The 26,429-nt window shown below is 69.8% G+C and carries 22 protein-coding genes and 1 riboswitch; of the genes, 9 read left to right on the top strand and 13 right to left on the bottom strand.

The features are described from left to right. Positions 1-8 precede the first annotated feature (8 nt). The 3 genes from AC4F3Q_RS09875 to AC4F3Q_RS09865 all read right to left on the bottom strand — a co-directional run bounded on the left by AC4F3Q_RS09875 (position 9) and on the right by AC4F3Q_RS09865 (position 3,003). Positions 9-998: a universal stress protein gene (locus AC4F3Q_RS09875; protein ID WP_491039815.1), complete on the bottom strand. Its 990-nt coding sequence runs from the start codon at positions 996-998 to the stop codon at positions 9-11. 212 nt (positions 999-1,210) lie between these two features. Continuing rightward, positions 1,211-2,023: a C40 family peptidase gene (locus AC4F3Q_RS09870; RefSeq protein WP_491039814.1), complete on the bottom strand. Its 813-nt coding sequence runs from the start codon at positions 2,021-2,023 to the stop codon at positions 1,211-1,213. Next, positions 2,011-2,197, bottom strand: a riboswitch (cyclic di-AMP (ydaO/yuaA leader). (Overlaps the previous gene by 13 nt.) Positions 2,198-2,301: 104 nt before the next feature. Next, positions 2,302-3,003, bottom strand: a complete 702-nt coding sequence (locus tag AC4F3Q_RS09865) for an iron-dependent transcriptional repressor DtxR (protein ID WP_168447676.1) — start codon at positions 3,001-3,003, stop codon at positions 2,302-2,304. An 84-nt stretch (positions 3,004-3,087) separates the two neighbouring features. Between AC4F3Q_RS09865 and serC the strand changes: the two genes are divergently transcribed. Then, entirely contained in the window at positions 3,088-4,206 is a 1,119-nt protein-coding gene (gene serC, locus AC4F3Q_RS09860) for a phosphoserine transaminase (protein WP_491039813.1), read from the top strand. Between the two features lie 45 nt (positions 4,207-4,251). Here serC and AC4F3Q_RS09855 read toward each other — a convergent pair whose 3' ends face one another. Further along, positions 4,252-6,024, bottom strand: coding sequence for a glycosyltransferase family 2 protein (locus tag AC4F3Q_RS09855; RefSeq protein ID WP_491039812.1), 1,773 nt, complete (start codon positions 6,022-6,024; stop codon positions 4,252-4,254). Positions 6,025-6,150: 126 nt separating this feature from the next. Between AC4F3Q_RS09855 and AC4F3Q_RS09850 the strand changes: the two genes are divergently transcribed. The 4 genes from AC4F3Q_RS09850 (at position 6,151) to AC4F3Q_RS09835 (ending at position 13,818) form a co-directional block, all read left to right on the top strand. Then, a complete protein-coding gene (locus tag AC4F3Q_RS09850) occupies positions 6,151-7,704 on the top strand; it encodes a glycosyltransferase family 2 protein (protein WP_491039811.1) in 1,554 nt (517 codons plus the stop codon). A gap of 29 nt (positions 7,705-7,733) precedes the next feature. Beyond that, the gene (locus AC4F3Q_RS09845; RefSeq protein ID WP_491039810.1) at positions 7,734-8,858 is read left to right on the top strand and encodes an O-methyltransferase; all 1,125 of its coding nucleotides are present in this window, start codon (positions 7,734-7,736) and stop codon (positions 8,856-8,858) included. 338 nt (positions 8,859-9,196) lie between these two features. Continuing rightward, positions 9,197-12,136: a glycosyltransferase gene (locus tag AC4F3Q_RS09840; protein WP_491039809.1), complete on the top strand. Its 2,940-nt coding sequence runs from the start codon at positions 9,197-9,199 to the stop codon at positions 12,134-12,136. Positions 12,137-12,138: 2 nt separating this feature from the next. Further along, positions 12,139-13,818 (top strand): ArnT family glycosyltransferase, encoded by a 1,680-nt coding sequence (locus AC4F3Q_RS09835; RefSeq protein WP_491039808.1) that lies wholly within the window; start codon positions 12,139-12,141, stop codon positions 13,816-13,818. A gap of 8 nt (positions 13,819-13,826) precedes the next feature. Here AC4F3Q_RS09835 and AC4F3Q_RS09830 read toward each other — a convergent pair whose 3' ends face one another. Both AC4F3Q_RS09830 and AC4F3Q_RS09825 read right to left on the bottom strand, forming a co-directional pair. After that, the gene (locus AC4F3Q_RS09830) at positions 13,827-14,687 is read right to left on the bottom strand and encodes a glycosyltransferase family 2 protein (protein WP_491039807.1); all 861 of its coding nucleotides are present in this window, start codon (positions 14,685-14,687) and stop codon (positions 13,827-13,829) included. Continuing rightward, on the bottom strand, positions 14,684-15,196 hold the full coding sequence (locus tag AC4F3Q_RS09825; RefSeq protein WP_491039806.1) for a GtrA family protein: 513 nt from the start codon (positions 15,194-15,196) through the stop codon (positions 14,684-14,686). Before AC4F3Q_RS09825 ends, AC4F3Q_RS09830 begins: the two co-directional genes overlap by 4 nt. Before the next feature lie 271 nt (positions 15,197-15,467). Here AC4F3Q_RS09825 and AC4F3Q_RS09820 point away from each other — a divergent pair, with 271 nt between their 5' ends. From AC4F3Q_RS09820 to AC4F3Q_RS09805, 4 genes are all read left to right on the top strand, one after another. Beyond that, positions 15,468-16,478 (top strand): glycosyltransferase, encoded by a 1,011-nt coding sequence (locus tag AC4F3Q_RS09820; protein WP_491039805.1) that lies wholly within the window; start codon positions 15,468-15,470, stop codon positions 16,476-16,478. Further along, entirely contained in the window at positions 16,479-17,432 is a 954-nt protein-coding gene (locus tag AC4F3Q_RS09815) for an NAD-dependent epimerase/dehydratase family protein (protein WP_491039804.1), read from the top strand. Between the two features lie 57 nt (positions 17,433-17,489). Continuing rightward, entirely contained in the window at positions 17,490-18,362 is an 873-nt protein-coding gene (gene rfbA / locus AC4F3Q_RS09810; RefSeq protein ID WP_491039803.1) for a glucose-1-phosphate thymidylyltransferase RfbA, read from the top strand. Between the two features lie 81 nt (positions 18,363-18,443). Then, positions 18,444-19,610 (top strand): nucleotide sugar dehydrogenase, encoded by a 1,167-nt coding sequence (locus AC4F3Q_RS09805; RefSeq protein ID WP_168447665.1) that lies wholly within the window; start codon positions 18,444-18,446, stop codon positions 19,608-19,610. A 156-nt stretch (positions 19,611-19,766) separates the two neighbouring features. Here the strand turns inward: AC4F3Q_RS09805 and AC4F3Q_RS09800 are convergent, their stop codons facing one another. The 7 genes from AC4F3Q_RS09800 to AC4F3Q_RS09770 form a co-directional block, all read right to left on the bottom strand. Beyond that, positions 19,767-21,101 carry an MFS transporter gene (locus tag AC4F3Q_RS09800; RefSeq protein ID WP_491039802.1) on the bottom strand — a complete coding sequence of 445 codons (1,335 nt, stop codon included), beginning with the start codon at positions 21,099-21,101 and terminating at the stop codon, positions 19,767-19,769. Further along, a complete protein-coding gene (locus AC4F3Q_RS09795; RefSeq protein ID WP_168447663.1) occupies positions 21,098-21,553 on the bottom strand; it encodes a MarR family winged helix-turn-helix transcriptional regulator in 456 nt (151 codons plus the stop codon). Before AC4F3Q_RS09795 ends, AC4F3Q_RS09800 begins: the two co-directional genes overlap by 4 nt. Positions 21,554-21,611: 58 nt before the next feature. Next, entirely contained in the window at positions 21,612-22,652 is a 1,041-nt protein-coding gene (locus AC4F3Q_RS09790) for an LCP family protein (RefSeq protein ID WP_491039801.1), read from the bottom strand. 81 nt (positions 22,653-22,733) lie between these two features. Continuing rightward, entirely contained in the window at positions 22,734-23,924 is a 1,191-nt protein-coding gene (gene manA, locus AC4F3Q_RS09785; protein WP_491039800.1) for a mannose-6-phosphate isomerase, class I, read from the bottom strand. An 83-nt stretch (positions 23,925-24,007) separates the two neighbouring features. Then, entirely contained in the window at positions 24,008-25,471 is a 1,464-nt protein-coding gene (locus tag AC4F3Q_RS09780; protein ID WP_491039799.1) for an NCS2 family permease, read from the bottom strand. Positions 25,472-25,577: 106 nt separating this feature from the next. Then, positions 25,578-26,063: a hypothetical protein gene (locus AC4F3Q_RS09775; protein WP_491039798.1), complete on the bottom strand. Its 486-nt coding sequence runs from the start codon at positions 26,061-26,063 to the stop codon at positions 25,578-25,580. Further along, the gene (locus tag AC4F3Q_RS09770; RefSeq protein WP_210727388.1) at positions 26,060-26,428 is read right to left on the bottom strand and encodes a response regulator; all 369 of its coding nucleotides are present in this window, start codon (positions 26,426-26,428) and stop codon (positions 26,060-26,062) included. Before AC4F3Q_RS09770 ends, AC4F3Q_RS09775 begins: the two co-directional genes overlap by 4 nt. Position 26,429: the final 1 nt, after the last annotated feature.

The following is a 26,429-nucleotide window of genomic DNA, read 5'->3' as shown; positions in this document are numbered from 1 at the left end:
CAGCGCCGTCAGCCGGCCTGCTCGGCCTCGTCAGCCGAGGCGACCGCGTCGCTCGACTTCTTGGTCACGACCATGACCGGGCACTTAGCGTGGTGCAGGACGGCCTGCGACGTCGAACCGAGGAGCAGGCCCGCAAACCCGCCCCGGCCGCGCGACCCGACGACGACCAGGTCAGCAGCCGTGGAGAACTCGGTGAGCAGCTCGGCACCCGTACCGTCGAGCACGATCCGCCGCACCTTCTGCCCCGGGAAGTCCGCGAGGACCCGGTCCACGATGACGTTGAGACCCTCAGCGACGTCCGCGAGCACGGCCTCGTGGTCGACAGCAGCCGGGAGCCACGCGAGCAACCCGGCCCCGGCCCCGACGGGGACCCCGGCGACCGCCACCAGCTCGCAGTCCCAGACCTTCTGCTGCAGCAGCGCTGCCCGGAGCGCCCCCTCCGCCGTCGGCGACCCGTCCATGCCGACGACGATGCGACGGATCGGGAACAGCGGCCGCTGGTCGACCGGCTCGAGACCGGCGTTCGACGCCACCGAGGAGATCGCGGTGCGCTCGCCGTCCTCACCGAGGTACGGGACGACGACCGTCGGGCAGTGGCTGTGCGCGGGGAGCGCCGACGACACGGTTCCCAGGAGCCGCCCAGCGAAACCACCGTGCCCGCGCGTGCCCGCCACGACGAGGCGGTGCTCACGAGACATGTCCACGAGGACGCCCGCCGGGTCCCCGGTCGTGACCGACGCCCGGACCTCGATGCCGGTGGCCTCGGCACGGGCCTTCGCCTCCTCCAGGACGGCCTTGGCGCCGTCGAGGATCGCAGTGTCGTCGAGGGCCGCATAACCGCCGTCGAGGCTCGCTGCCGTGAACGACGGCAGGGAGTAGGCGCAGACCACGTGCAGCGGCCAACCGAGCCGGAGCGCCTGGGCGGCAGCCCAGTCGAGCGCGTGCAGGCTCGGCGAGGACCCGTCCACCCCCACCAGGACCACGTCGCGGTGCGTCATCTGCGAGCTCCTCTCTGAGTTCCGCGGCAGACGCTCGTCGCGCCCTCCGTGCTTCGACTTTACCCTCTCAACACCCTGCCTATGCCCTGCTCGGTGCGGGTCTCACCCACGATCGCGGGAGCTTGCGCGCCTCGCGCCTCGCCGTCTCCTGGGCACGACGAAGGCCCGGACCGTCAGAGACGGTCCGGGCCTTGTCGAGGAGTCTGCTGTGCTCAGCCGAGACGGATGAACGTCGGGTTCGACTGCCAGATGTTCCGGAACTGGATCGACTTGCCGGGACGCGGGGCGTCGATCTGGGTGTTGCCACCGGCGTAGATCGCCACGTGGCCCGGGGTCCAGATGAGGTCGCCGGGCTTGGCCTGGCTGCGCGGGATCACGGTGCCCATCCCGCGCTGGGCACCCGAGCTGCGCGGGAGGTCGATGCCGAGCTGGGCGTACACATAGCTCGTGAAGCCGGAGCAGTCGAAGCCGTTCGGCGTCGTACCGCCGTAGACGTACGGGACGCCCACGTAGCGGGAGGCGATCTCGATGACCGCGGAGCCGGACGCGGCGGCCGGAGGCGCCGTCTTCTCGGCGGACTTCGGAGCGCTCTGCGTCTCGTCGGCGGCGGGCGTGCGGGTCTGGCTGCGGGACGCGCTCTCGTTCGCACGAGGGGTCTCAGACACGATCTGGCGGGCCTCGGGGGCCGGCTTGACCTTGACGGGCTTGACCGTCCCAGCCGAGACGGACCAGGACGCGTCAGCGACCGTGACCGCAGGGGCGGCCTGGAGCTGGGCGCGAGCCTGGGAGGTGAGTGCGGAGACGTCTGCCGTGCCGATCGACACGTTCGCGTCGGTGGCCGCGCTGGCAGAGGTGCCCAGCATCGAGACGAGGAGTCCGGAGGTCGCGGCGACAGCGACGGTGCGCTTCCCCGCGGTGCTGAGGTTGTCCCCTGCCGCGTCGACGATGACCTGGCTGATGGGACGACGGGCCGCGCGGTGCTTGGCGCGAGTCGTGCTGAGCGTCACGTAGTTGAGCCTCTCCATGAACGCCTACGAAGTTAGCTGTCGGGTTCGGGCTAGAGAGCTGCCCGGCCGACCGGCGAACCGGCCGACTTCACCCCAAGTCTCCGGCGAACCGGAGCCGTTGGTGGTTCCCCCGCCTCTGCCAGCGGTCTGTGGTGCGACACCTGCAGTGGCAGAGCTCGGCGTTCTGCAGGTGCGCCTCCTCCGGGGTTCCGGATGAGGCCAGATCGAAGGTACCCCATGAGATGCGCGAATGTCACGCTCCGGTCACGACAACTTCTCGCGGGGTTCGACGGGGCTCAGGAGCCCACGAAGATGTGCCTCGACACCTCGGCCGGGAGCTCGAGAACCGTGTCCTTGCCTTCCGCCGTCACCGCGACGTCCCGCCCCGTCGCGGTCAGCACGACGGTGCCACCAGGCACGACACCGGCGGACGCGAGCCGCGCGAGAAGCACGACATCGGTCTGCAGCGGCTCACCCAGCCGCGCCACCTGCGCCGTGCGGCTCTCGCCGTCGGCCAGGAGGCCGCTGACGACCGAGAGGGACACCACTCCCTCGAGGAACCCTTGCTCGGGACGTTCGTCCCCGAGCTCGCCGAGTCCGGGGATCGGGTTGCCGTACGGAGAGTGCGTGGGACGGTCCAGCAGATCGAGGAGCCGCTTCTCGACGCGGTCGCTCATGACGTGCTCCCAGCGGCACGCCTCGTCGTGGACGTACTCCCACTCGAGACCGATGACATCGGTCAGGAGACGCTCCGCCAGGCGGTGCTTGCGCATGACCCGCATCGCCTTCGCGTGACCGTCTGGAGTCAGCTCGAGATGGCGGTCCCCCGACACCACCACGAGGCCGTCACGCTCCATGCGGGCCACCGTCTGGGAGACCGTCGGCCCCGAGTGCCCCAGCCTCTCGGCGATGCGGGCACGGAGCGGGACGATGCCCTCCTCGGCCAGCTCGTAGATCGTCCGGAGATACATCTCGGTGGTGTCGATGAGGTCGCTCACGCTACCCAGCCTCCTGTTGTCGGTGTCCTGGGACAGTTTAGGCGAACACGGTGTCAGCACGGGCGGCGCCGCTATCCTCTGAGAGTGCCCGAGACGATCCAGATCCCCACCGACCTCCTCCCCGCTGACGGCCGCTTCGGCTCAGGCCCCTCGAAGGTCCGCGATGCTCAGGTCGCAGCCCTCGCCGCGGCCGGCCGCTCCCTCCTCGGCACCTCCCACCGTCAGGCACCCGTGCGCGACGTCGTGCGCCGCGTCCGCACCGGGCTCGCCGACCTCTTCGACCTCCCGGACGGGTACGAGATCGCGCTCGGCAACGGTGGCGCGACCGCGTTCTGGGACGTCGCGACGTTCTCCCTCGTCGAGGACCGCGCCTCGCACGCCGCGTTCGGCGAGTTCTCCGCCAAGTTCGCCAAGGCCACGTCGGCAGCCCCGTTCCTCGCCGACTCGCTCGTCCGGACAGCCGAGCCCGGCACCGTCGTCCTGCCCGAGCTCCGCGACGACGTCGACCTGTACGCCTGGCCGCACAACGAGACGTCGACAGGGGCGATGGCGCCCGTCGTGCGCCCCGCAGGCTCCGAAGGATCGCTCGTCGCGATCGACGCGACGTCGGGGGCCGGTGGCCTCGCAGTCGACGTCTCGCAGACCGACGTCTACTACTTCGCACCGCAGAAGGTCTTCGCCTCCGACGGCGGGCTGTGGCTCGCGGTCCTCTCCCCCGACGCCGTCGAGCGCGCCGAACGCCTCGCCAGCGAGCGGTGGATCCCGGAGATCCTCTCGCTCAAGATCGCGGTCGACAACTCGCGCCTCGACCAGACCCTCAACACCCCCGCCGTCGCGACCCTCGTCATGCTCGCCGAGCAGGTCGAGTGGCTCGGCGCCCAGGGCGGTCTCGCCTGGTCGGCCGAGCGCTGCGCACGCTCCGCCGCGACCCTCTACGACTGGGCCGACGCCCGCGACTGGGCGACGCCGTTCGTCACCGACCCGGCCGCCCGCTCGAACGTCGTCGCGACGATCGACCTCGACGACACGATCGACGCGACCGCCGTCGTCGCGGCGCTGCGCGACAACGGCGTCGTCGACGTCTTCCCCTACCGCAAGCTCGGACGCAACCAGCTGCGCGTCGGCGTGTTCCCCGCCGTCGATCCCGACGACGTCGCACGGCTCACGCAGGCCGTGGACTACGTCGTCGAGCGGCTCGGCTGAGCCGGCCGCTCCCCGGGGGACGCCGGCGGCGCAGGGCCTCTCAGGTCAGCCGAGCGCGGGCAGGAAGAGTCCGGACCACTGTTCCCTGGCGTTGCGCAGGAAGTGCCCCGCGTCGGCCCTCCACGTGTGCCCGCGGCCGTGCCGCACGTAGACGAAACCGATGCCTCGGTCGACATATGTCACCCCGCCGGCCTTGACGAACCGCTGCATCAGAGCACGGTCGACGGCGCGCGGCACACCTCGCCATCCTCCGACCTGCGCGATGTCCGCGACCGACATGAGCATCGTGCCGCCCGCCACCTGCTCGGAGTATGTCTCCACCCCGAAGCCGCGCCTGACCGTCACGTCGAACGGTTCGAGGTAGGTGAACTCCGCCTGCTTCCCGACGACCTGGGCTCCCGAGAAGAGCCGCGCGAGGACGAGGTCCCACACGAACTCCGGCCCGTAGTGGTCGTCGTCGTCGATCTTCAGCACGAGCGGCCCCGCCGCCCTCTCGGTCGCCAGCGCGAGCGCGTCGCCGAACGGCACCGAAGCCGGGAGCTCGATGCACCCCGAGAGCTTCGCTCGCGCCTCGTCGGACCATGCTTTCGTGTCCGGCGCACTTCTCCCGTGCGTGACGACCAGGACGTCGAGGTACGGGTAGGTCTGCGCGACCATCAACCCGACCGCATGTTCGACCAGCTCGGGCCTGTTCGTCACGAGCAGCGCGGTGACGTGCGGGAGCATGCGCGCCGCTCCGAGCCCTTCCGCCGCACGCCCCAGCGCGAGAACGCCCGCGTGCTCGCGCATCGACGCGCGACGCTGCTCGACCGAGAGGGCAAGGTTGGCAAAACCGGACGCGGGCGCTGCTGCGCGTCCCATGATGTCGCGGACCGTCGACGCGAGCGTCGGGACGTGCTGGACGAGGTGTGCTCCGCTGTGCAGGACGACCCCGGTAGCGGCGAGCTCGGCGAGCCTCGTGGCGAGGGCGCCCGCCGTCGCGGGGTCCGCGGGCTCGTCGATGCTGCTGAGGTCCAGCGTCGAGCACGGCCTGAGCAGCTCGACGACCGACGACGGAATCTCAGCCCGGTTGTCAAGAACCACGACCGGCTCGCCCTCGACGGACAGGACCCACCGGTCGACGCCCGTGGTGGCGATCCGCGCCCTGCGCGCCGGCCACTCGCCGCCAACCTTGCCGAGCCGCCCGATCGGGTTGTGCTTCCTGAGGTCGATGAGCGGACCGGCCGTCCCGCCGAGCGCGGGCCCTGGCGCGACGTCGAGGCGGCTCCGATGCTGGATGCCGGAGGCGTCGAAGTCTGGCGGAGCCAGGAGGATGTCGGTGGCGAGAAGCACGTCAGGCTCGGGTTCGACCTGCGGTCGCAGCGCCCATGGCTGCGGCAGCAGCGCGAGGACGTCAGCGCCGGTCCCCGGGGCGACGGCGAGCTGGGGCGAGCCCCAGAAGGCCGCGACGTTGGTGGGGACAAGCATGTCGCAGACCGCCGCCGCAACGGTGGAGAGGTCGAGAGGCTCGCGGAGCACGACCTCCACCTCGACCGGGCCGGTCCGAGCCGCCGGCCAGGAGACTCGAGACGACGCCAGGCCCGGGAGGTAGCCCAGCGACCCGCGCCAGCGTGCGAGCGGGGGACGGTAGCGCTTGACGGTGATCCGCACCGTGGTGGCCGGCAACCGGTCGATAGCGAGGACGGTCAGGGCGCGCAGGTCGTCGAGGTCGGCGAGCGTCAGTTCCACCGGCTCACCAGAGGGAAGCCGCTCGAGCACGTCGAGCAGATCGCCGAGAGAGACGCTGCTGTCGGCGACCATCGGCTCAGAACCTGCCACGCCCCCACCCCTCCTCGGTCGCCGATAATCGGCTGTTACTCTACAGCGGTGTCACAAGGGGAACAGACTGGGGTCCGCACGTCAGGAGTTCCGGGCGTCGCTCGCCGGAACAGATGGCGTGACGCGATGATCGACCTGCCGCACGACTGGCGCCCGCACCGCACGGTCGCCGTGATCGTCCCCGCCTTCGGCTCAGCCGACACGCTCGACCTCACGATGGCCTCGTTGGCCCGTCAGGACTATCCAGAGGACCTCGTCGAGGTAGTCGTGGTGGACGACGGCTCTCCCGAGCCATACGTCCTTCCCGAGGTCCACCACAAGAACACGCGCATCATCCGCCCCGAGAAGGGCTGGGGCCGAGCCAATGCGTGCCACGAGGGCGTGCTCGCGACGACAGGCGAGATCCTCGTCTGGCTCGACTCCGACATCGTCGTCCCGGCGGACCATCTCACTGCCCACCTGCGATGGCACGATCGGCTGAAGGACGTCGCGACGAAGGGCGACATCCGCTTTGTCGACTCGTGGGACGTCGCGCCGTCGGACATCGCCGGTGCAACGACCGACGAGGACCTGGCCCGGCAGCTCGAGGTGGACGGCACAAGGAGCCAGTGGGTCGAGGACGTCTACGCCCGCACCGACGACCTGAACACCGACAGCCCGTACGTCTTTTCCACCTTCACCGGCGCGGCCGGCTCGGTCTCACGCGACCTCTACATGGCGTCGGGCGGTATGGACACGTCGCTGGCTCTCGGCGAGGACTCCGACCTCGCCTACCGGCTCGCAGCACGCGGGGCGGTGTTCGTGCCAGCCCGTGACGCTGTCGCGTGGCACCTGGGGCCGACGAACGCTCAGCGTCGACTCGACGACGTCCTGCACCACGACAAGCCCTACCTGGCACAGCGTGCACCGCTCATCCGTCGTCGACGCACGACGGGTGGGCGCGTCTGGCGCGTCCCGATGGTTCACGCCGTCGTCGTCGCGCAGGAGGTCGACGCGGCGCGCGCTCGCGTGTGCGTCGACCATCTCCTGGCGTCGAGCTTCACGGACCTGCACGTCTCGCTCGTCGCCCCGTGGTCTCGCCTGCACGACGGCCGACGCCCGCCTCTCGACGATCCGGACCTCGAGCTCCGGCTGCTGCGCGAGTGGCTCGAGGGCGAGCCGCGCGTCTCGCTCGTCGAGCATGCTCCCCAGGACGTGTTTCCCGCGGCGTTCCGACTGGACGTCCCCGTGAGCGCAGCGCTCTGCCCCGGCGTCCTGGGCGAGCTCGTCAAGCTCGCCGGCGAGCACGATGCGGGCCTCGTGCGGATGCCGGGCCCGGACGCGCCGGTGAGCCTGTTGCGCACGGCCGCGCACGAGCGCGCCAGCAGGAACCTCCCGGCAGGCGACCTGCAGACGCAGATCGACGCCGTCTGGGGGATCTGGTGGACTCCTGCCCTCGAGGGCGCCCTCACCGCTCTCGACGTGTCCGCGCCGACGGACGAACCTGTACCTGGCCCCGCCGAGCGAGAGCGGCAGCTGACGAAGAAGATCGCCAGGCTCGAGAAGGAGTCCCGCCGCACCGCTCCGCGACCTGCCCCACAGGGCGCCGCACCGAGGGGATTCCGCGCCAGTGCCGCCATGATCCGCGCGGGGGCTCGTGGGATGCTTGCCGAGCTCAGTCGCCGACTCCGGCGCAGTTGACGCCGCGTCACGTCCCGAAGGGAACTGTCATGCACTTCGCGCGGAGGCTCGGCTACGCCACGACAATCCTGGTGGCGTCAGGAGCCGCACTTGCCGGCGGGCTCGGCAAGCTCGAGACCGCGGTGACGCTCGTCGCGCTCGCGCTGGTGAACCTGTGCGTCGCTCTCTTCCTCAGCGCGCGCGCTCTCGCCCAGCTGGTGCGCTCGACATCGCGTGAGACGAATCGGCACCTCCGCGCTCTCCAGCACGACCTGGATCGCTGGGCAGGTGCGTCGGAGAAGCTCGCACGCAAGGACTCCCAGCGCCTCGCTGTCCAGGACCTCACCCTGGCCCGGCTGGAGACGCGCGTCGAGGCCTCTGCCGCATTCCTCGAGCACTCTCTCGGCTCGGTGGGTCAGGCCCCGAGCCGCGGGGTCCCGGTCAGCAGAGCGGTCGAGCGGCACTCCGAGCTGCTCGACCGGATCGACCGTACCCTCGCCATGACGTACCGGAGGACGGTCAACCTCACGACAGCGGTCGAGCAGGTGCCGTCCGCGGTCCTCGACCTGTCCCAGATGGCCGACCGTGTCGCTGGCCCGGGCCCCGTCCGGTGGCCCACGCTGGGCGGGTGGGCTGCGACAGCGACGACGCTCCACGTCCTGGTCGCCGCGATCCTCGAGGCTGACGCCCACCCCACCGTCCTCGAGTGCGGGTCAGGCGCTTCTTCGGTCTGGATCGCTTCCGCCCTGCGCGCCCGCGGAGGCGGGCACCTGATCTCGCTCGAGCACGACCCGCGTTTCGGGAACCAGACGAGGCAGGAGCTGCGGCGGCTCGGTCTCGACGACCTCGTCGACCTTCGGATCGCCCCGCTCGCCCCATTCTCTGACGGTGAGGACATGTGGTACTCGACACAGACCCTGACCGACATTCCAGAGCTTGACATCGTCCTGGTGGACGGCCCTCCCGGAGATGCACAGCCGATGAGCCGTCAGCCCGCATTCCCACTGTTGGCGCGACACCTGCGCGATGGCTCGCTCATCGTGCTCGATGACACCGACCGCCCCGACGAGCAGGCCGTCGTCAAGAGCTGGACCACCGGGTCGGTCGCCGGGCGCTCCCTCGAGGTCATCTCCCGCCAGCCACGATCTACCACGATGCAGGTGCATCTGCCGTAGGGTCGCTCTGGACCGATGCCCGAAGTGCCACAGGACGACGTTCGCAGGTGCAGCCTGCCGAACCTGAGAGGACCACCCGCACGATGCCAGTCAGGCACACGCCCATGCCATTGTTGAGGAGGCTCCTCCGGGGCTCGCGCCGACTGGTGGCAGGGCCCTCGAAGACCGATACCGCGACGAAGCCACCGGCATGGCGGCTCCTCGTCGAGTCCGGCCTCTTCGACGCGGAGTTCTATGCTGCCCAGACGGGGCGCCAGTTCAAGAGCCCCGAGGCTGCTGCTCGACACCTCGTCAAGGTCGGCCACAGGCGGGGGTACTCGCCGCATCCGCTGATCAGCATGGGGACGCTACCTGGCCACGTCACGACCGCGTGGCGCAGCGGATCGTTGTCTGCCGTGCTCGACTACCTGCGCACCGACGGGCTCGACAAGCCCTGGTCCCCCTTGTTCGACCCGTCGACTCTCCTGGGCCCCTTGGACGGTCAGGCTCTGGAGCCCGGCGAACGATGGGGCATCGTCGAGGCCTTCGTCGCACTCCTGACCCCCGAGACGAGGCTTCCCCTCGCCTATGCGCCGGAGCACCGCCAGGTCACCTGGGGCGAGGCCCGGTCGACCATGGTCGCCAGCGCCTCGCGTGTCGCGACCCAAGCAGGTCTCACCCGCTCGCGCACGACCGCGGAGTGGGACGCGGACGCCGAGGCGGCGTGGCTCGCCGACGTGAGCGCGTCGCCGCTGCCACCGGTCGGTGCGCCAACAGTCTCTGTGATCATGCCGGTGTGGAACCGAGGGGCACGCGTCACCGACGCTGTGCGCTCGATCCAGGCCCAGACGTTCCAGGACTGGGAGCTCGTCGTGGTCGACGACGGGTCGACCGACGACACGCTCGCCGTCCTCAGGCAGTTCGCGAGCTCGGACCCGAGGATCCGCGTCGTCGCGAACGAGCACAGCGGCGTCTGCGCGAGCCGGAACAGTGCCCTCGAGATCGCCCGGGGGGCCTACGTCGCCTTCCTCGACTCCGACAACCAGTGGCGCCCACACTTCCTCGACTCCATGCTGCGCGCAATGCACCGGGACGGTATCCGCGCGGGATACTCCGGGACACGACTGCTCCGCGGCGACGACACCGTCACCTATCGCGCCTACCGCGGCGACATAGACCACCTGCTCGTCCTCAACCACATCGACCTCAACGTCCTCGTGGTCGATCGAGAGATCGCGCGCGAGGTGGGCCCTTTCGACACGGCGCTGCGCCGATGGGTCGACCACGACTACGCGATCCGGGTCGCACGACTCACGACACCCCAGTGCTTGCCCTTCATCGGCTGTGACTACGACGACGACGCCGCCGCCTCCGACGACGTCCGGATCACGACCTCGGAGTCCGACCACTGGCAGTTCGCCGTGCTCGGCAAGGCTCTCGTGGACTGGGACGAGCTGCGTGCGACGGCGGACCAGCGCACCTCCGGGCGCGTGTCGGTCGTCATCCCGACCTACCAGGACTCACGCATGACCGGCCACGCCGTCGATGCAGTCTTGTCGACATGCGCAGGGGCCGACGTCGAGGTCATCGTCGTGGACAACGGTTCCTCGGCCCAGGTGTCGCTCGCGCTCAGCGCCATGTTCGCAGGCATCGACCGCGTCCGTCTCGTCCGCACGCCCCGAAACCTCAACTTCGCCATCGGGTCGAACATCGGGGTCCGGGAGTCGACCGGCGAGCTGATCCTGTTCCTGAACAACGACACCGTCACCCGCGACGGCTGGCTCGCTCCCCTCGTCGAACGTCTCAGGCAGGGTGACGTCGTCGGCGTGCAGCCGCTCCTCCTCTACCCTGACGACACGATCCAGGCGGCGGGCACGGTGTTCCCCGCCGACGACGCCCTTCCGGTCCACCTGCTGGCCCACAGCCCGCGCGAAGATGCGGCCAAGGTCGCGCCGCTCGAGTTCTCCGCGGTCACGGCAGCGGCGACCCTCTACGACGCCAGAACCGTCATCGCCCTCAAGGGCTTCGACCCGATCTACGTCAACGGGATGGAGGACGTCGACCTCTGCCTCCGCGCCACGGAGCTCACCGGCCGACGCTTCGCCGTCGCGACGACCTCAGTGATCGAGCACCACGAGAGCAAGACGCCAGGACGAGGCGCGAACATCCGCGAGAACCGGCGGATCTTCATGGCCCGGTGGCGCGGCCGTCTCCCGAAGGCCGAGGGGCATCTCTACCATGCGGTGGGGCTCCAGATCGTGGCGATGGGCCTCGACGCGCCGCCGTACGCGGCGCCACGGCCCGTCGTCATCCGCACGCCGTTCCGTGACTCGGTGGACCTGGGCGGCGGCAACCTCGTTCCTCGCCTGCGCTGGAGCATCAAGAACTCGGCGAACGCCGGCCCTCGCGGCGATGCCTGGGGGGACACGCACTTCTGCGAGGCCTTGGCAGCCGGGCTGCGGAAGGCGGGTCAAGAAGCCGTCGTCATGCGTCATGGGGCGCATCACGGTCCCGCGAGCGCCTTCGACGACGTCGCCCTCGTCGTGCGAGGCCTTGACGTGGCGAGCCCTCAGCCCGGCCGCCTCAACATCCTGTGGGTGATCAGCCACCCGGACGAGGTCTCCGCCGAGGAGATCGCCGGCTTCGACCTCGTGTTCGCCGCCTCGCACACGTGGGCCGCGCGGATGACTGCAGCAACGGGCACGCAGGTGCGGGTCCTGCATCAGGCGACCGATCCACGCGTCTTCCACCCCCAGGGTGACGGTGCCGGGCGCACGGACGACGTCGTCTTCGTCGGACAGGCACGTCACGACCACCCGCGTGCGATCGTCATGGACGCCATCCGGGCAGGACTCGAACCGAAGGTCTGGGGAACGCGGTGGGAGCCCTACATCCCCGCGTCGCTCCACCAGGGCACGTACTTCCCGAACGAGCAGCTGGGCGACCTGTATCGCGGGGCCGGGGTCGTCCTCAACGACCACTGGACCGACATGGCACGTGACGGGTTCATCGCCAACCGCATCTTCGACGCTGTGGCCAGCGGCGCCCGGGTCGTCAGCGACCCCGTCACCGGGATCAGCGAGCTGTTCGACGGCGCTGTCCTCGAGTACTCGAGCCCCGAAGACCTGGTCGCCCTCGCCTCACCGACAGGCCTCGCAGCTGCGTTCCCTGACGACGCGACCAGGATCGCTCTCGCCCACCGGGTGGGAGCTGAGCACAGCTTCGAGGCCCGTGCACTCACGCTGGTCGAGGCAGTGCACGCCCTGCGCCGCGACCGGGCTTCGGAGCCGACGACGTGACCGTGCCGATCACCACGGGACGACGGGACGCCACGGACGCTCCCGCGCGTGCGCGTATCCGCTCCCGGCTGCCTCGGTTCACGCTCAACCCTTGGTTCTGGTTCGTGATCGTCCTCGCTGGCGGATCCGTCCTGCGGCTCGTCGGCCTCGGCTGGGGCCTGCCCCTGCAGCTCCACCCGGACGAGTGGGTCGTCGTCCGCGGCGCGATCGACATGGCTGAACGCAACTCCTTCGAGCCTGCGGCGTTCTCGCGCCCCGACCACCTCGAGATCCAGCTCACGTACTTCGCATACATGTTGTACGGGTATCTCGTCCACGGAGCCCCGCCCGAGCTGGTCTACGCGGACGATCAGGCGCCCTTCTACCTGATCGCCCGAGCGGTCATCGCGGCGCTGGGCATCCTGTGCATCCCGCTCGGGATGATGATCGGTCGGCGTCTGTCGCCGCGCATCGGCGTCCTGACAGCCGCCACGATCGCGTTCTTCCCCCCGTTGATCAGCAACAGCCACTACGCCACCCCAGACGTCCCGCTCGTGCTGGCAGGGCTCATCGTGGTGTACGCGTGCATGCGATACATGGAGAGCCCGGGCTGGGTGTGGCTTCTCTCAGCGTGCGCGGCAGTGGCGGTCGGGTTCATCGCGAAGTACCCGGGCGCGCTCGCGGGCGTCATCGTCGCGGCGTGCGTCATCGCCGCCGGCCTGCGCGACCACGCAGGACGCCGCACCGTCGCTCATCTGCTCGTGGCACCGGTGGCGTTCCTCGTCTGCGTCTTCGTGCTGTCGCCGGTCCTGTTCACGAACTTCACCGCCGTTCGCGAGCAGCTCGTCGGCCAGAACTCCACGGGACACCTCGGTGCAGACGGACTCGGGTTCTTCGGCAACCTCGGCTTCTACGCCGACGACGGCTTCCGGTACTTCGGAGTGCTCATGACCCTGCTCGCGCTGCTCGGCGCATGGCGCTTGGTCACGCAACGTGTGCTGATCGCGCTCCCCTACCTCATTGGTGTCGTCATGTGGCTCGGGATCAGCGTGCTGACGCTGCACTGGAACCGCTGGGGACTCCCGATGTACACGACGGTGCTCCTGCTCGCCCCGGTCGGCATGGCCCACCTGGCTGAGGTGCTCCGCGCAGCGCGGCTCGGGCGTGCTGCGGCTCCGGTTGCCGCGACGGTGGTCGGCATCGTGCTCGCGAACCAGATCGCGACGTCGGCCGCTGCCCTCGTGGGATTCACCGCGCCCGACAACCGTGCCGAGGCTCTCAAGTACTTCGAGGCGAACGGGATCACCCAGGACAACACGGTCTACGAGGGCTACACGCCCTTGCTCCCGGGAGCACCGTGGCCGATCTTCGACAGCTTCGAGACGGTCGATGGGAGGTTGCGGGTCAGCGCCGACGACGAGCGCGCGCCGCGGGCACGGTACGTCGTGACGAGCAGCGGGATGTACGGGCGCTATCTGCGGGAGGCGCGCTACGCGCGCGAGCAGGAGTTCTACGAGCAGCTTGACGAGCAGTTCGTCGAGGTCCGCCGCTGGAGCTCCTCGAACATCGACGCCGCCGTCACCCCTCTCGAGCCGTTGAACGTGGTGCGGCAGCTCCGGCACGTCGCTCGCGGCGTGGCCGGCGACGTGACGGCAGGCCCGACGATCGTGCTGTACGAGATGCCGGATCCTGCGCGACGCTGACCGCTCGGTCAGCGTGCGCTCGACCGCAGTCCCGCCCGTGCACTCAGGAAGACGTAGGCGGCGCGGCGCTGGAGAGCGAGGATCTTCGCGCGCCAGTCCCCCATCCGCACGTCTGTGTCGGTGATGACGTCTGGCGCGAGCCCTTGGGCGATGCGGTGGAACCGGGCGGCGTCGGCTGCCTGCTGTCCGGCGAGCCTGACGGACCACTGTCCCCCGCCCACACGGAACGCGGCGAGGGGACGCCGGAGCGCGATCATGTCGCCAGCCGCCAGCACTCCCGCGTATCCCCCGAGATCGAGGTAGTAGCGGAGGTCGTGCCAGCCTCCGGCAGCTACGAGGGTCTCGCGGCGCAGAAGCACGCAGGCGGGCTCCCCGAAGAGATTCCCACCCGCGCGCACCGTGGCCCTCAGCGCGACCTTGCCGTCGGTGCGGCCGTCGAGGGCACCCAGGCCGCGCGCACGGACGAACGTGCTGCCTGTCGTGTCGATCAGGTCCCGCTGCGAGGCGACGAGAACTACCGGGCGCCCCTCGGCGGACGCCTTGTCGAACTCGGCGACCTGCTCCTCCACGATGGTGGGATACAGCACGTCGTCGCCGCAGACGAGCTTGATCAGCTCGCCATGCGCAAGCTCTGTCACGCGGTTCCAGTTCCGCAGGGCACCGCCCCCCGCTGGGGTGGAGAACACCCGGATGCGCTCGTCCGTGGCTGCGAACCGCTGGATGACGCTGAGGGTGTCGTCCGTGGAGGCATGGTCGGCGACGACGATGTCGAGGTCCTGCCAGGTCTGCGCGAGGATCGATGACAAGGTCTCGGCGATCACGGCCCCGTTGTTGTATGCCGGGACCACGATCGAGACGCGCGGGTTCATGAGAGTGCCTCCGTGTCGGTGCGCCCCGTATCGGTGCGGACGTCGTCGCCCGGGCTCGGGGCCGTGCCAGGCCGCCGGAACGAGAAGTCCCGGTGGGCGATGTACGTCGCGACGGCGATGATCGCCGTGACCGCGAGCTGCGCGGGGATCTTCGGCCACCCGAGGAGCTCCACGCAGATCGGTAGCAGGGCGAGGTTCACGCCGAAGGCAGTCATGCTGACGGTGGCGAAGCGCGCGAGGTCTGCCCAGAAGTGCCCGCGGACCCTGAAGACGAAGTACCGCTGCGCCAGGAACGACGTCATGATGGAAGCCGCCTGGGCGCAGACCAGGGCGGCCATGTAGTCGAAGCGACCGACGTCCAGCGCCTGGAACAGCAGCTGGAAGGCGACGAACCAGGCCGTGCCGAGCAGGGTGTTGAGCCCTCCGACGATCACGTAGGCGACGCGCCGGTCGGCGAGGATCGCACGGACCGCCCGGGTGCGGCCTGTGCCGCGGACTGGTCGGATCACGTTCACGCCTCACGTTCTAACCGGTCGGTGACCGTCGACAGACGCCGGGGCAGGCATCACCCAGGGCGGCCCTGAGCAGATCAACTGTAGCCGCGACGAGGTCGCCGCTGACGCCTCTCGTCCATCGACGCTGCCCCGGCACGGCTAGCATGGGACCGTCGCTCGGGCGCACCGGTGCTGTCGCGTGCCTTCGCGACGGTCCAAGAGCTGGGTCCGGAGGTCGACGTCAGCCGATCGATCGCCCAGGGGCGACCAACCAGTGGAGGGTGCTTTGGCCAGCACGCAGCGTCCCGCTCCGTCGCCCGTGTCTGTCAGCGTCGTGATCCCCGTCTACCGGGGGGCGGCCACGCTCCCGCCCCTGATCGCCGAGCTCGAGGGCCTCCGCAGCGCGCAGGTGACGCCCGCCGGGCGCGAGTTCGTCATCCACGAGGTGCTGCTGGTGTGGGACCACGGGCCTGACGACTCCGACCGGGCGATCCGCGCGCTTGCCGCCGAGAAGCCGTGGGTCCGGCCGGTATGGCTCTCCCGAAACTTCGGTCAGCACGCCGCGACCATCGCTGGGATGGGCGCCTCGGGCGGCGACTGGATCGTCACGATGGACGAGGACGGCCAGCACGACCCCGCCGCGATCGCCCTCCTGATCGACGCCGCGTACGCCGAGCGCGCCAACCTCGTCTATGCGGCACCCGGCAACTCGCCGCCGCACGGCGCGCTGCGCAACGCCGCGTCCTGGATCGCCAAGCGCCTCGTCCTGCCGCTCCTGACCTCCCGAGACACGCCTGCCTTCCACTCGTACCGACTGATCGCCGGGGATGTCGGGCGGGCCGTCTCGGCGTACGCGGGTCCGAACGTCTACCTCGACATCGCGCTCGGCTGGGTGACGACCGACGTCGCCACGATCAGCGTGAACATGCGGTCCGAGGGCCGGGAGGCGGCCAACTACCGACTCCGTTCCCTGGTCTCCCACTTCTGGCGGCTCGTCCTGTCCTCCGGCAACCGCCCCCTGCGACTGGTGTCGGCCTTCGGGAGCCTGTGCGCGGTCGGGGGCCTGCTGTTCGCGGCCTGGTTGGTGGCAGCCCGCATCACTGGTGCACCTGACGTCGCCGGCTGGACGTCCGTGATCGTGTGCGTCCTCGTCATCGGTGGCGTGACGCTCGGCTCTCTGGGCATCATCGCCGAGTACCTCGGTCTCGCTGCGAGCATGTCGATGGGGCGTCCGAACTACGTCACCCTCGAGGATCCCGCCAAGCGGTTCGGCCAGCGGGCGGCTGCGGAGGACTGAATGGACACCCACCTCGTCTGGGTGGTCGGGCGGTCAGGGCTCCTCGGGCGCGCGCTCGATCGTCACCTCGCCGGGAGCGCTGGCACGCGCCTCTTCGCTGGCGCCCGCGTGCCTTGGGACGACGCGCCTGATGCCGTCCGGACGCTGTGCGAGGACCTGGACCGCTTCCTCGCGGCCGCCGACGGAGGACGGTGGTCGATCTTCTGGGCGGCGGGAGCTGGCGTCATCGGATCCGACCCCAGCCTGTTCGAGCGCGAGACGGCCGTCCTCGACGGACTCGTCCGTGCGCTCGCGGCGCGGGCCTGCTCCGGCCGCGGCGCGTTCTTCCTCGCGTCGTCGGCCTCGGTGTACGCCGGCCACAGGCTCGGGCCTTACGACGAGTCGACTGCGCCTGCACCCACGAGTGCGTACGCGCGGGCCAAGCGGGCCAACGAGCAGGTCACGTCCGCGGCGCTCTCCGGTCGCCTTCCCCATGTCCTCGGCAGGATCAGCACGTTGTTCGGCCCCGGCCAGGACCTGACGAAGAACCAGGGACTCGTCTCGAAGCTCTGCCTGCAGGCTGTCCGACGCCAGACGGTGCAGGTGTTCGCTCCCCTCGACACGCTCCGCGACTATCTCTACGTCGACGACGCCGCCAAGCTGGCAGCCGCATTCCTCGCACGCGCGGAAGCTGACGGGGACCTCTCGTCGCGGGTGCGGCACCTCTCCCACGGGTCGGCGCTGTCGATCGGCGCACTGACGGCGCTCGTCCGGCAGATCAGCCACCGCCGGGCAGGCGAGCTCCATGTCCCTCCGGTCGACACCGCCGCGCACGTCCGGGACCTCCGCGTGGTCTCGCGCTACGCCCACGAGGTCGTGGGGGCCCGACGGACCACGCACGAGGCTGGCATCCGTGCCACGTACGCCGACGTGCTCGCGTGCTATCTCCGTGGCGACCTGGCCGAGGTTCCCTGACCCGCAGGCTCGGGCAGATCCGACCACGGGCAACCTCGATGCGGCATCATGGTCACCATGCGTGGAATCATCCTGGCCGGCGGCTCCGGCACTCGACTGCACCCCATCACTCTTGGCGTCAGCAAGCAGCTCGTGCCGGTGTACGACAAGCCGATGATCTACTACCCCCTGTCGACGCTGCTGCTCGCGGGCATCCGTGACGTTCTCGTGATCACCACGCCGCACGACGCAGAGCAGTTCGAGCGGCTTCTGGGTGACGGCTCACAGTTCGGGATCTCCATCGAGTACACCGTCCAGGCGGAGCCCAACGGGCTCGCGCAGGCATTCGTCCTGGGCGAGGAGTTCATCGGCTCAGAGAAGGCCGCGCTCGTGCTCGGCGACAACATCTTCTACGGCCCGGGTCTCGGGTCGCAGCTCCAGCGCTTCGCCGACGTCGACGGCGGCGCTGTCTTCGCCTATCGCGTCGCGGACGCCTCGTCCTACGGCGTCGTCGAGTTCGACGATGCAGGGCACGCGCTCTCCCTCGAAGAGAAGCCCACGCACCCGAGAAGCTCGTATGCGGTGCCCGGCCTCTACTTCTACGACAACGACGTCGTGGAGATCGCCAAGGCGCTCGCACCCTCACCACGAGGCGAGTACGAGATCACGGACGTCAACAAGGAGTATCTCCGCCAGGGTCGTCTCCAGGTCGGCGTGCTGCCCCGCGGCACCGCGTGGCTCGACACCGGCACATTTGACTCCCTCCTTGAGGCAGGCGACTTCGTGCGAACCATCGAGAACCGCCAAGGGCTCAAGATCGGCGCCCCTGAGGAGATCGCGTGGCGCCGTGGGTTCCTCTCCGACGAAGAGCTTGCTGAGCGGGGTACCGCCCTCGCCAAGTCCGGTTACGGCAGCTACCTCTTGGGACTGCTGGACCAGGAGCGCCGCTGATAGGTCGGGCCACACCGCACCACTCCCTGGGTCCCGGGGCGTGGCCCGGTTGTCGCGGCGTGATCCTCTAGGCTGGAACTCATGAAGATCGCAGTTGCTGGCACAGGCTACGTCGGACTCTCGCTCGCGGTGTTGTTGGGACGCCACCACGAGGTCACTGCGGTCGACATCGACGGCGAGAGGGTCGCGGCCATCAACGAGGGGCGCTCGCCTCTCGAGGATCGCGACATCGAGCATCACCTCGCCAACGTCCCGCTCAACATCACGGCGACCACGGAGGCAGACGCTGCCTACGCCGCGGCGGAGATCGTCATCGTCGCGACACCTACCGACTACGACGTGGAGACGAACTACTTCGACACGTCGTCGGTCGAGAGTGTCGTCAGCCAGGTCCTCAGCGTGAACCCGGGCGCGTACGTGGTGATCAAGTCCACCGTTCCGGTCGGCTTCACGGCAGGCCTACGGGCTCGGTACCCGGATGCCGGGATCGCGTTCTCCCCGGAGTTCCTGCGTGAGGGACAGGCCCTTCACGACAACCTGCACCCGTCGCGGATCGTCGTCGGCGACAGCTCCCCGCGCGGACAGGTCTTCGCCGAGGTCCTGCGCGCTGGCGCGCTCGAGCCCCACGTCCCCGTGCTCATCACGGACTCGACGGAGGCAGAAGCGATCAAGCTGTTCGCCAACACGTACCTCGCGCTGCGCGTCGCCTACTTCAACGAGCTGGACACGTACGCCGCGACGCACGGGCTCGACACGGCACAGATCATCGAGGGCGTCGGTCTCGACCCCCGCATCGGCACTCACTACAACAACCCGTCGTTCGGATACGGCGGCTACTGCCTCCCGAAGGATGCCAAGCAGCTGCTCGCGAACTACCGCGACGTCCCCCAGAACCTGATCTCAGCGATCGTCGAGTCGAACACGACCCGCAAGAACTTCGTCGCCGACGACATCCTGCGTCGGAAGCCGAAGGTCGTCGGGATGTACCGCCTGGTGATGAAGGCCGGCTCGGACAACTTCCGGGCTTCGTCGATCCAGGGTGTCATGAAGCGCATCAAGGCCAAGGGCATCCAGGTGGTCGTCTACGAGCCGAGCCTTGCGGACACCGAGTTCTTCGGCTCTCCCGTGATCCGAGACCTGGAAGAGTTCAAGGCGTGCGCCGACGTCGTCGTCGCGAACCGACAGGCAGAGGAGCTCGCGGACATCGCGAGCAAGGTGTACACCCGGGACATCTACGGGCGGGACTAGCGTCGGGCCTCTGAGGTCCACGCAGGCGATCCGGGTGATGGTATGGGCGGCGAACAACGCCCTCGCCCTGCTCCAGAACCCGATCGCCGTCAGCCCAGCGGGTCCGACGCAGGTCCCCGATCCAGCCCACCACGGGGTGCGGGCCCAGGCGCAGAGCTACGCCGCGGTCGCCGTGTCCCGCGACTGCTCGGTGGCCTCGGAACGCAGGACGGCAGCCCGTGAGTCGACGGGCGGGAGGTAGTGCACCTGCACGTGCGGCCGCCCGCTGACGCGGTAGCGCAGCTCGAAGTTCCAGTGCTTGCGCGTCCACAGGAGCGCGCCCACCGCGACGACGAGCGACGCGATCGCGCCGACGCCGATCGACCAGCGTGCGCCGAACGTCTGCCCGATCCAGCCGACGAGCGGCGAGCCGAGCGGGGTCGAGCCCATGAGCACCATCATGTAGAGCGACATGACGCGGCCGCGGAACGCGGGGTCGGTGCTGACCTGGATCGCGGCGTTCGCCGAGGTGAGCATCGTCAGCGTGCAGAAGCCGACGACGATCGACGCGACGGCGAAGGTCGCGTACGTCGGCATGAGGGACATCGCGCCCGCTGCGAGACCGAACGCGAACGCGGCGCCGATGACGAGTCGCACGCGCGGACGCTTGCGCCGCGCCGCCATCAGCGCTCCGCCGAGCGAGCCGATCGCCAGGATCGAGCCGAGGATGCCGTACTCCCCCGCTCCCTTGCCGAACACGGTCGTCGCCATGAGGGCGGACGTGAGCTGGAAGTTGAGTCCGAGCGCAGACACGACGCCCGCGACGATCATGATGACCATGATGTCCGAGCGGTGCCGGACGTAGGCGACACCCGCGCGCAGCTGGCCCTTCGCGCGCTCGACGCGCGGCCGGGGGCGCAGCTCGGTGCGACGCATGAGCATCATGGCGCCGATCGTCGCGGCGAAGGACACGCCGTTGATGAGGAAGACCCAGCCGGTGCCCCCCACGGCGGCGATGAGCAAGCCGGCGAGGCCGGGGCCGATCATGCGCGCCGCGTTGAACGACGCCGAGTTGAGCGCGACGGCGTTCGGCAGGCCTGAGTCCGGCACCATCGAGGCGACGAACGTCTGACGGGCAGGTCCGTCGAACGCGGTCGCGACGCCGAGGAGCGTCGCGAGGACGTACACGTGCCAGAGCTCGGCGCGGCCGCTCAGGACCAGGCCACCGAGGGCGAGGGCGAGGACTCCCTGCGCACCCTGGGTGACCATGAGGAGGCGACGGTTGTCGAGCCGGTCGGCGAGGACGCCCGCCCACGGGGAGAGGAAGAGCGCGGGGGCGAACTGCAGCGCGGTGACGACGCCGACGGCGACGCCGGAGCTGTTCGAGAGGTCGGTCAGGACCAGCCAGTCCTGGGCGACACGCTGCATCCAGGTGCCGATGTTGGCGATGAGTGCGGCGACGAACCACACGCGGTAGTTGAAGAACTTGAGGGAGGCGAAGGTCTGGCTCATGCGTTGGCGATCCGTGTCATCAGTTTCGTAGCGTCTGCGAGGAGGGCTCGCTCTTCCGAGGTCAGTGCACCGAGCTGCTGGGTCAACCACTGGTCGCGGCGGCGACGCACCTCGGCGATCACCGCGCGGCCCGCGTCGTTGAGCTCGACGAGCACCTGGCGACGGTCGGTCGGGTGGTCGACCTTCGCCACGAACCCCATCTCGGTGAGGTGCGCGACGGTGCGGGTCATCGCCGGCGGGCGCACGTGCTCGTGCTCGGCGAGCGCGCCCGGCGACATCGACCCGTGCCGGTCGAGGGCGGTCAGGACGCCGAGCTGCCCCTCGGAGAGCGACTGCTCGCCCCGTGCGGCGCGCATGCGGCGGTTGACCTTCGTGAGCGCGGCCGCGAGGTCACGTCCGAGCGAGGCCTGAGAGGTCCCACGTCGCTTCGGCTTGCTGCACTCGTCGTCCATCCCCACAGATCGTTACCTTAGTTCATTACCTGAGGTAAAGATAGGGGGATCTGGGTCACTACCGGACGACGCCGTCCAGCACGTTGAGCTCCTCCGCGTTGTCGCGAACGTAGTCGTCGACCGTGTCGTCGGCGATCGTCTCGGCGAGCAGCTCGAGCCCCCCGTGGTCCAGCTCGACGATCGACTGCTTCCCGTCGGGGCTCCAGCCGAACCCCGCGAGCGGGACCGTCAAGAGCTCCACGTCGTCACCCCGCAGGTGCCGCAGACTCGTCGCGAGCGACAGGAGCGCCTCCCGGTCCAGGCTGTCGTCGACCGCGACGGCACCGGTGATGATCTCGACGAGGTTGGCGAGCCGCACCGGGTTCGAGAGGGTCCCGGTCGTCGCGGTCTCCTGGACGATCGACCGCATCCACGCCTGCTGGCGCCGCATCCGGTCGAGGTCGCCGCCGGGCAGCCCGTACCGCTGCCTCGTGTACGCGAGCGCCTGCTCGCCGTCGAGACGCTGCTCTCCCGCCTTCACGACGAGCTCGCCCTTCGAGTACGTGTCCTCGGGGACGGACACCTGGACCCCACCGAGCGCATCTGTCAGGTCCTTGAACGACTCGAAGTCCGCGACCGCGAAGTGGTCGATCCGCACGTCGAGCAGCTGCTCGACCGTGCGGATCATCAGCGCAGGCCCGCCCCACGAGTACGCAGCGTTGATCTTGGCCTCGCCATGGCCCGGGATCGGCACCCACGAGTCGCGCGGGATGCCGACGACGGTCACGTCACGGCGGTCCGCTGCGACGTGCACGACCATGATCGCGTCCGTGCGCTGCGCGCCGACCTCCCAGTCCTCAGGGGAACCCGCGGAGATGCGGGAGTCCGAGCCGAGCACGAGAAAGTTGAGCGGAGCACCGTCGCCCTGCGCCACCTCGGGGGCGACCGTCGGGCGCTCAGCGTCGTCGAGCCCCGCGAACGGGTCGCTGATCCGTTCGATGCGGCTGTCCGCCCACAGGACACCGCCGGCGACGACCCCGGCCCCCAGGACCAGCAGCCCCGCGAGCGACAACGCCATCACCGTCAGCAGCCGCCGTCGGCTCCACCTGCCTCGCACCATGCGTCCAACGTAGGTGGACACCCCGGACCCGAGGCACGTGATCGCCCCGGCCTCACACCGCCGACGGCGAAGACCACCCGCTCACGGGACGAAGACCACGACCGCCTCGCCGTCGCCGCGCACCTCGAGACGCCCCGCCGAGTGAGGGACGAACACGGACTCGCCCTTCGTGAGCGCGAGCTCTGAGCCGTCGGCCGCGCGCAGCCCGAGCGAGCCTCGCGTGCACACGGCTACGCGCGGACCGTCCTGCGTCACGTACTGAGGACCGCCCGCTCGCGCCGGCGCCGCCAGCGCGAGCGCGAACTCCCGCGCCTCCGCGCGGATCGTCGCAGGCTGCCCGCCCCGCCCCGGCACAGGAACCGGACGCACGACCGGGCTGTCGTCGTACACCGTGCACTCGAGCAGGGCGGCGACGTCGATCTTCTTGTGCGTCAGGCCAGCACGCAGCACGTTGTCCGAGCTCGCCATCGTCTCGAGCCCCAGACCTGCGAGGTACGCGTGCACGACTCCAGCCCCCACGAACGCGCTCTCCCCCGGCTCGAGCGTGAAACGGTTGAGCATGAGAGACGCGACGGCACCCGGGTCACCCGGGTACCAGTGCGCGAGCGCGACCACGGTGCCGTAGGCACGGTGGTCACCGAACCCGGTGACGAGCTGCGCCTCGCACCCCTTGACCGTCTCCTCGATGTCCGAGGGCGCCACGCTCCCGCGCGCCTCGAGGACGCCCTCGAAGGCCGCCTGCGTGCCGCGGGCCGACGGGTCGGCGAGCAGCGCCGTACGGATCGTCTCCGCGAGCGGGCCACCGAGCGGCTCCAGGAGCTCCAGGACCCGGCGCGGGCTGCGGAACCCGCACAACCCTTCGAACCGGGTCAGCGCGAGGAGCATCTCCGGCTTGTGCTGGTCGTCGTGGAAGCTGCGCTCGCGCATCGCGAGCGGGACGTCGGCCGCATTCTCGCGTGCGAAACCCTCGATCGCCTGCGCGCGGTTCGGGTGCACCTGCAGCGACAGCGGCCGGGACGCGGCGAGGATCTTGAAGAGGAAGGGCAGCCGCGGACCGTGCTCCCCCACCACCCGCTCGCCGAGCATCTCGGCTGGCTCCGACTCGATCATCTCCAGGAGGCTGCGGCCGGCTGCCCACGACGGCCCCGACGGGTGAGCCCCCATCCAGACCTCGGCGACCGGGCGCCCGTCGGGCTCCGTCCCCAGGAAGCCGGGGATCGCCGTCGTCGAGCCCCAGTCGTAGTACTTCACCGCGTTCGTCAGGCGGTACATCGAGTCCCTCCCCGTGCTGGGCGTCCACGACTACGGCCCCGCACGCTTCAAGCGTACGGGGCCGCAGGACGTCGCTGACGACACTACCCAGCCAGGAGGGCCTTGAGGGGCTCGATCGTGAAATACGCGATGAACATCAGGGAAGCGACCCACATGAGCGGGTGGATGCGCCGCACCTCGCCCTTCGCGAGCTTCACGACCACGTGCGCGATGAAGCCCACGCCGATCCCCGCAGTGATCGAGTAGGAGAACGGCATCACGGCGAGCGTGAGGAACGCGGGGATCGCGACGTCGGGAGCCTTCCAGTCGATGTCGAGGACCTGCGTCATCATCAGGTAGCCGACGATCACGAGCGCGGGCGCGGCCGCCTCGTTCGGGATGAGCTGGACGAGCGGCGCGAGGAACGTCGCGAGCAGGAAGCACACGCCCGTGACGACCGACGCGAGGCCCGTGCGCGCTCCCGCTGCGACACCCGACGTCGACTCGACGTAGCTCGTGTTCGACGACGTCGACGCCATGCCGCCGACTGCCGCGGCGATCGAGTCCACGACGAGGATCTGCGTCGACCTCGGCGGGTTGCCCTCGGCGTCGAGCAGCTTCGCCTCTGAGCCGACGGCGACCATCGTGCCCATCGTGTCGAAGAAGTCCGCGAGCAGGAGGGAGAACACCAGGAGCAGCACCGCGACGATGCCGAGCTTGCCGAACGAGCCCAGCAGCGAGAACTGCCCGAGCAGCGAGAAGTCCGGCACCGCGACGGGCGAGCCGTCGAGGCCCGGCACGTTGAGGTTCCAGCCCTTCGGGTTCTCGACGGCCGGGCCCAGCTTCGCGACGGCCTCGATGACGAACGCGAGGGCCGTGCCCGCGGCGATCGCGATGAGCAGCGCACCGCGCACACCGCGGATCGTGAGCACGATCGCGATCACGAGACCGACGACGAACACGAAGACCGGCCACGTCTGCAGGGACCCGCCGATGCCGAGCTCGAGCGCGACGCCGCTCGGGGCCTTGCGCACGAAGCCCGCGTTGACGAGGCCGATGAGCGTGATGAACAGGCCGATGCCGACCGAGATCGCGACCTTCAGGGTGCGTGGCACCGCCCGGAACACCGCTGTGCGGAAGCCGGTGAGGACGAGGACCAGGATCACGAGACCCTCGAGCACGACCACACCCATCGCGTCGGCCCAGGTCATCTCGGGCATGGCCGCGATCTGGAACGCGACGACGGCGTTGAGCCCGAGGCCCGCAGCGAGAGCCATCGGGAAGTTGGCGAGCAGACCCATGAGGATCGTCAGGACGCCTGCAGCGAGCGCCGTGACCGCCGCGACCTTCGCGAGGTCCGGGGCTGCACCGCCGCCGAGGAACTGGCCCGTGCCGTCCTGGGTCGTGCCGATGATCAGGGGGTTGAGGGCCACGATGTACGCCATCGCGAAGAAGGTGACGAGGCCGCCACGGACCTCGGCGGCGATCGTCGAGCCACGCTCGGAGATCTTGAAGAAGCGGTCGACAGCACCCCTCGGCGCCGTCGACGTGGAGGGGGAGGAAGTCATGGGCGCATATTCCCACGCGCGCGCAAGTTCATGCGCCGCTCTCCCACCTGATGAACGCACGATCTCCCCCGGGCCGCCGAGGCAGCCCGAGGGAGATCGGGGCGGATCAGTCCGGCGCGACGACGACGGACAGCGCGCCGCCTCCGTAGCCCGGGATCTCCATCGTGACGTCGAGCCGCGGGACGTACGCCATGAGGAGCTTCTGCGCGTCGGCCGCGAGGGCCTGGCCAGGAGGCGTGACGTTCGTCAGGCGCAGGTGCGGGGCGCCGTCCGCGTTGAAGAGCGACGCCATGACGTTGAGGATCTCGGAGAAGTTCTCGATCTGGGCCGCAGACATCTCCTTGTACTTGACGGACGCCTCGACCTCCTTCGCCGGGATCAGGCCGATCGCCGAGCCAGCCGCCGACGCGAGACCGAGGTCCGCGGCGATGATCGCGGCGAGCTGCATCTGGTCGTCGACGTACTCGGCCACGCACGCACCCTTGGCCGGGTCGACCATCGGGCCGCCCGTCTTGGTGTCGAAGTCACGACCGACGAGACCCTCGAGGAGCTCACGCACCTCGAGCGCTGCGGGGAGCGGGGTGCCGTTCATGCGAGCAGCGGGTCGATCGCGTCGCGGAACGCCTCAGGCGTGAACGGCTTGGACACCAGGAACAGCGCCCCTTCCGCGTCCGCCTGCTCGCGCATCTCGACAGACCCCTCCGACGTCACGAACCCCAGCGGGATGTCGCTGCCCTGGGCGCGCAGCGCCTGCAGCAGCTGGATGCCGCTCATGCGCGGCATGTTCCAGTCGGACAGGATCAGGTCCGGCTGCTCGGCGAGCGCCATCTCGAGCGCCTCCTGGCCGTCCGCCGCCTGGCTGATCTGCCAGTCGTCGTACCCGGCCTGGCGCAGCGTACGGATGACGATCTGCCGCATGACGCGGCTGTCGTCAGCGACGAGAACGTTCAGCTCCATG

This window comes from Flavimobilis sp. BM9 (assembly GCF_058313055.1).
Note: the sequence above shows the minus strand (reverse complement) of the source record. Positions and strands in the feature narration are given on the sequence as shown.

Bases quoted from the DNA above. Each gene is read 5' to 3' on its own strand.
- AC4F3Q_RS09830 (WP_491039807.1), bottom strand. From the start codon at position 14,687: ATGAACCCGCGCGTCTCGATCGTGGTCCCGGCATACAACAACGGGGCC.
- AC4F3Q_RS09790 (WP_491039801.1), bottom strand. From the start codon at position 22,652: ATGGTGCGAGGCAGGTGGAGCCGACGGCGGCTGCTGACGGTGATGGCG.
- AC4F3Q_RS09850 (WP_491039811.1), top strand. From the start codon at position 6,151: ATGATCGACCTGCCGCACGACTGGCGCCCGCACCGCACGGTCGCCGTG.
- AC4F3Q_RS09780 (WP_491039799.1), bottom strand. From the start codon at position 25,471: ATGACTTCCTCCCCCTCCACGTCGACGGCGCCGAGGGGTGCTGTCGAC.
- AC4F3Q_RS09775 (WP_491039798.1), bottom strand. From the start codon at position 26,063: ATGAACGGCACCCCGCTCCCCGCAGCGCTCGAGGTGCGTGAGCTCCTC.
- AC4F3Q_RS09845 (WP_491039810.1), top strand. From the start codon at position 7,734: ATGCACTTCGCGCGGAGGCTCGGCTACGCCACGACAATCCTGGTGGCG.
- AC4F3Q_RS09800 (WP_491039802.1), bottom strand. From the start codon at position 21,101: ATGAGCCAGACCTTCGCCTCCCTCAAGTTCTTCAACTACCGCGTGTGG.
- manA (WP_491039800.1), bottom strand. From the start codon at position 23,924: ATGTACCGCCTGACGAACGCGGTGAAGTACTACGACTGGGGCTCGACG.
- AC4F3Q_RS09795 (WP_168447663.1), bottom strand. From the start codon at position 21,553: ATGGACGACGAGTGCAGCAAGCCGAAGCGACGTGGGACCTCTCAGGCC.
- rfbA (WP_491039803.1), top strand. From the start codon at position 17,490: ATGCGTGGAATCATCCTGGCCGGCGGCTCCGGCACTCGACTGCACCCC.
- AC4F3Q_RS09805 (WP_168447665.1), top strand. From the start codon at position 18,444: ATGAAGATCGCAGTTGCTGGCACAGGCTACGTCGGACTCTCGCTCGCG.
- AC4F3Q_RS09875 (WP_491039815.1), bottom strand. From the start codon at position 998: ATGACGCACCGCGACGTGGTCCTGGTGGGGGTGGACGGGTCCTCGCCG.
- AC4F3Q_RS09840 (WP_491039809.1), top strand. From the start codon at position 9,197: ATGGGGACGCTACCTGGCCACGTCACGACCGCGTGGCGCAGCGGATCG.
- AC4F3Q_RS09870 (WP_491039814.1), bottom strand. From the start codon at position 2,023: ATGGAGAGGCTCAACTACGTGACGCTCAGCACGACTCGCGCCAAGCAC.
- AC4F3Q_RS09815 (WP_491039804.1), top strand. From the start codon at position 16,479: ATGGACACCCACCTCGTCTGGGTGGTCGGGCGGTCAGGGCTCCTCGGG.
- AC4F3Q_RS09770 (WP_210727388.1), bottom strand. From the start codon at position 26,428: ATGGAGCTGAACGTTCTCGTCGCTGACGACAGCCGCGTCATGCGGCAG.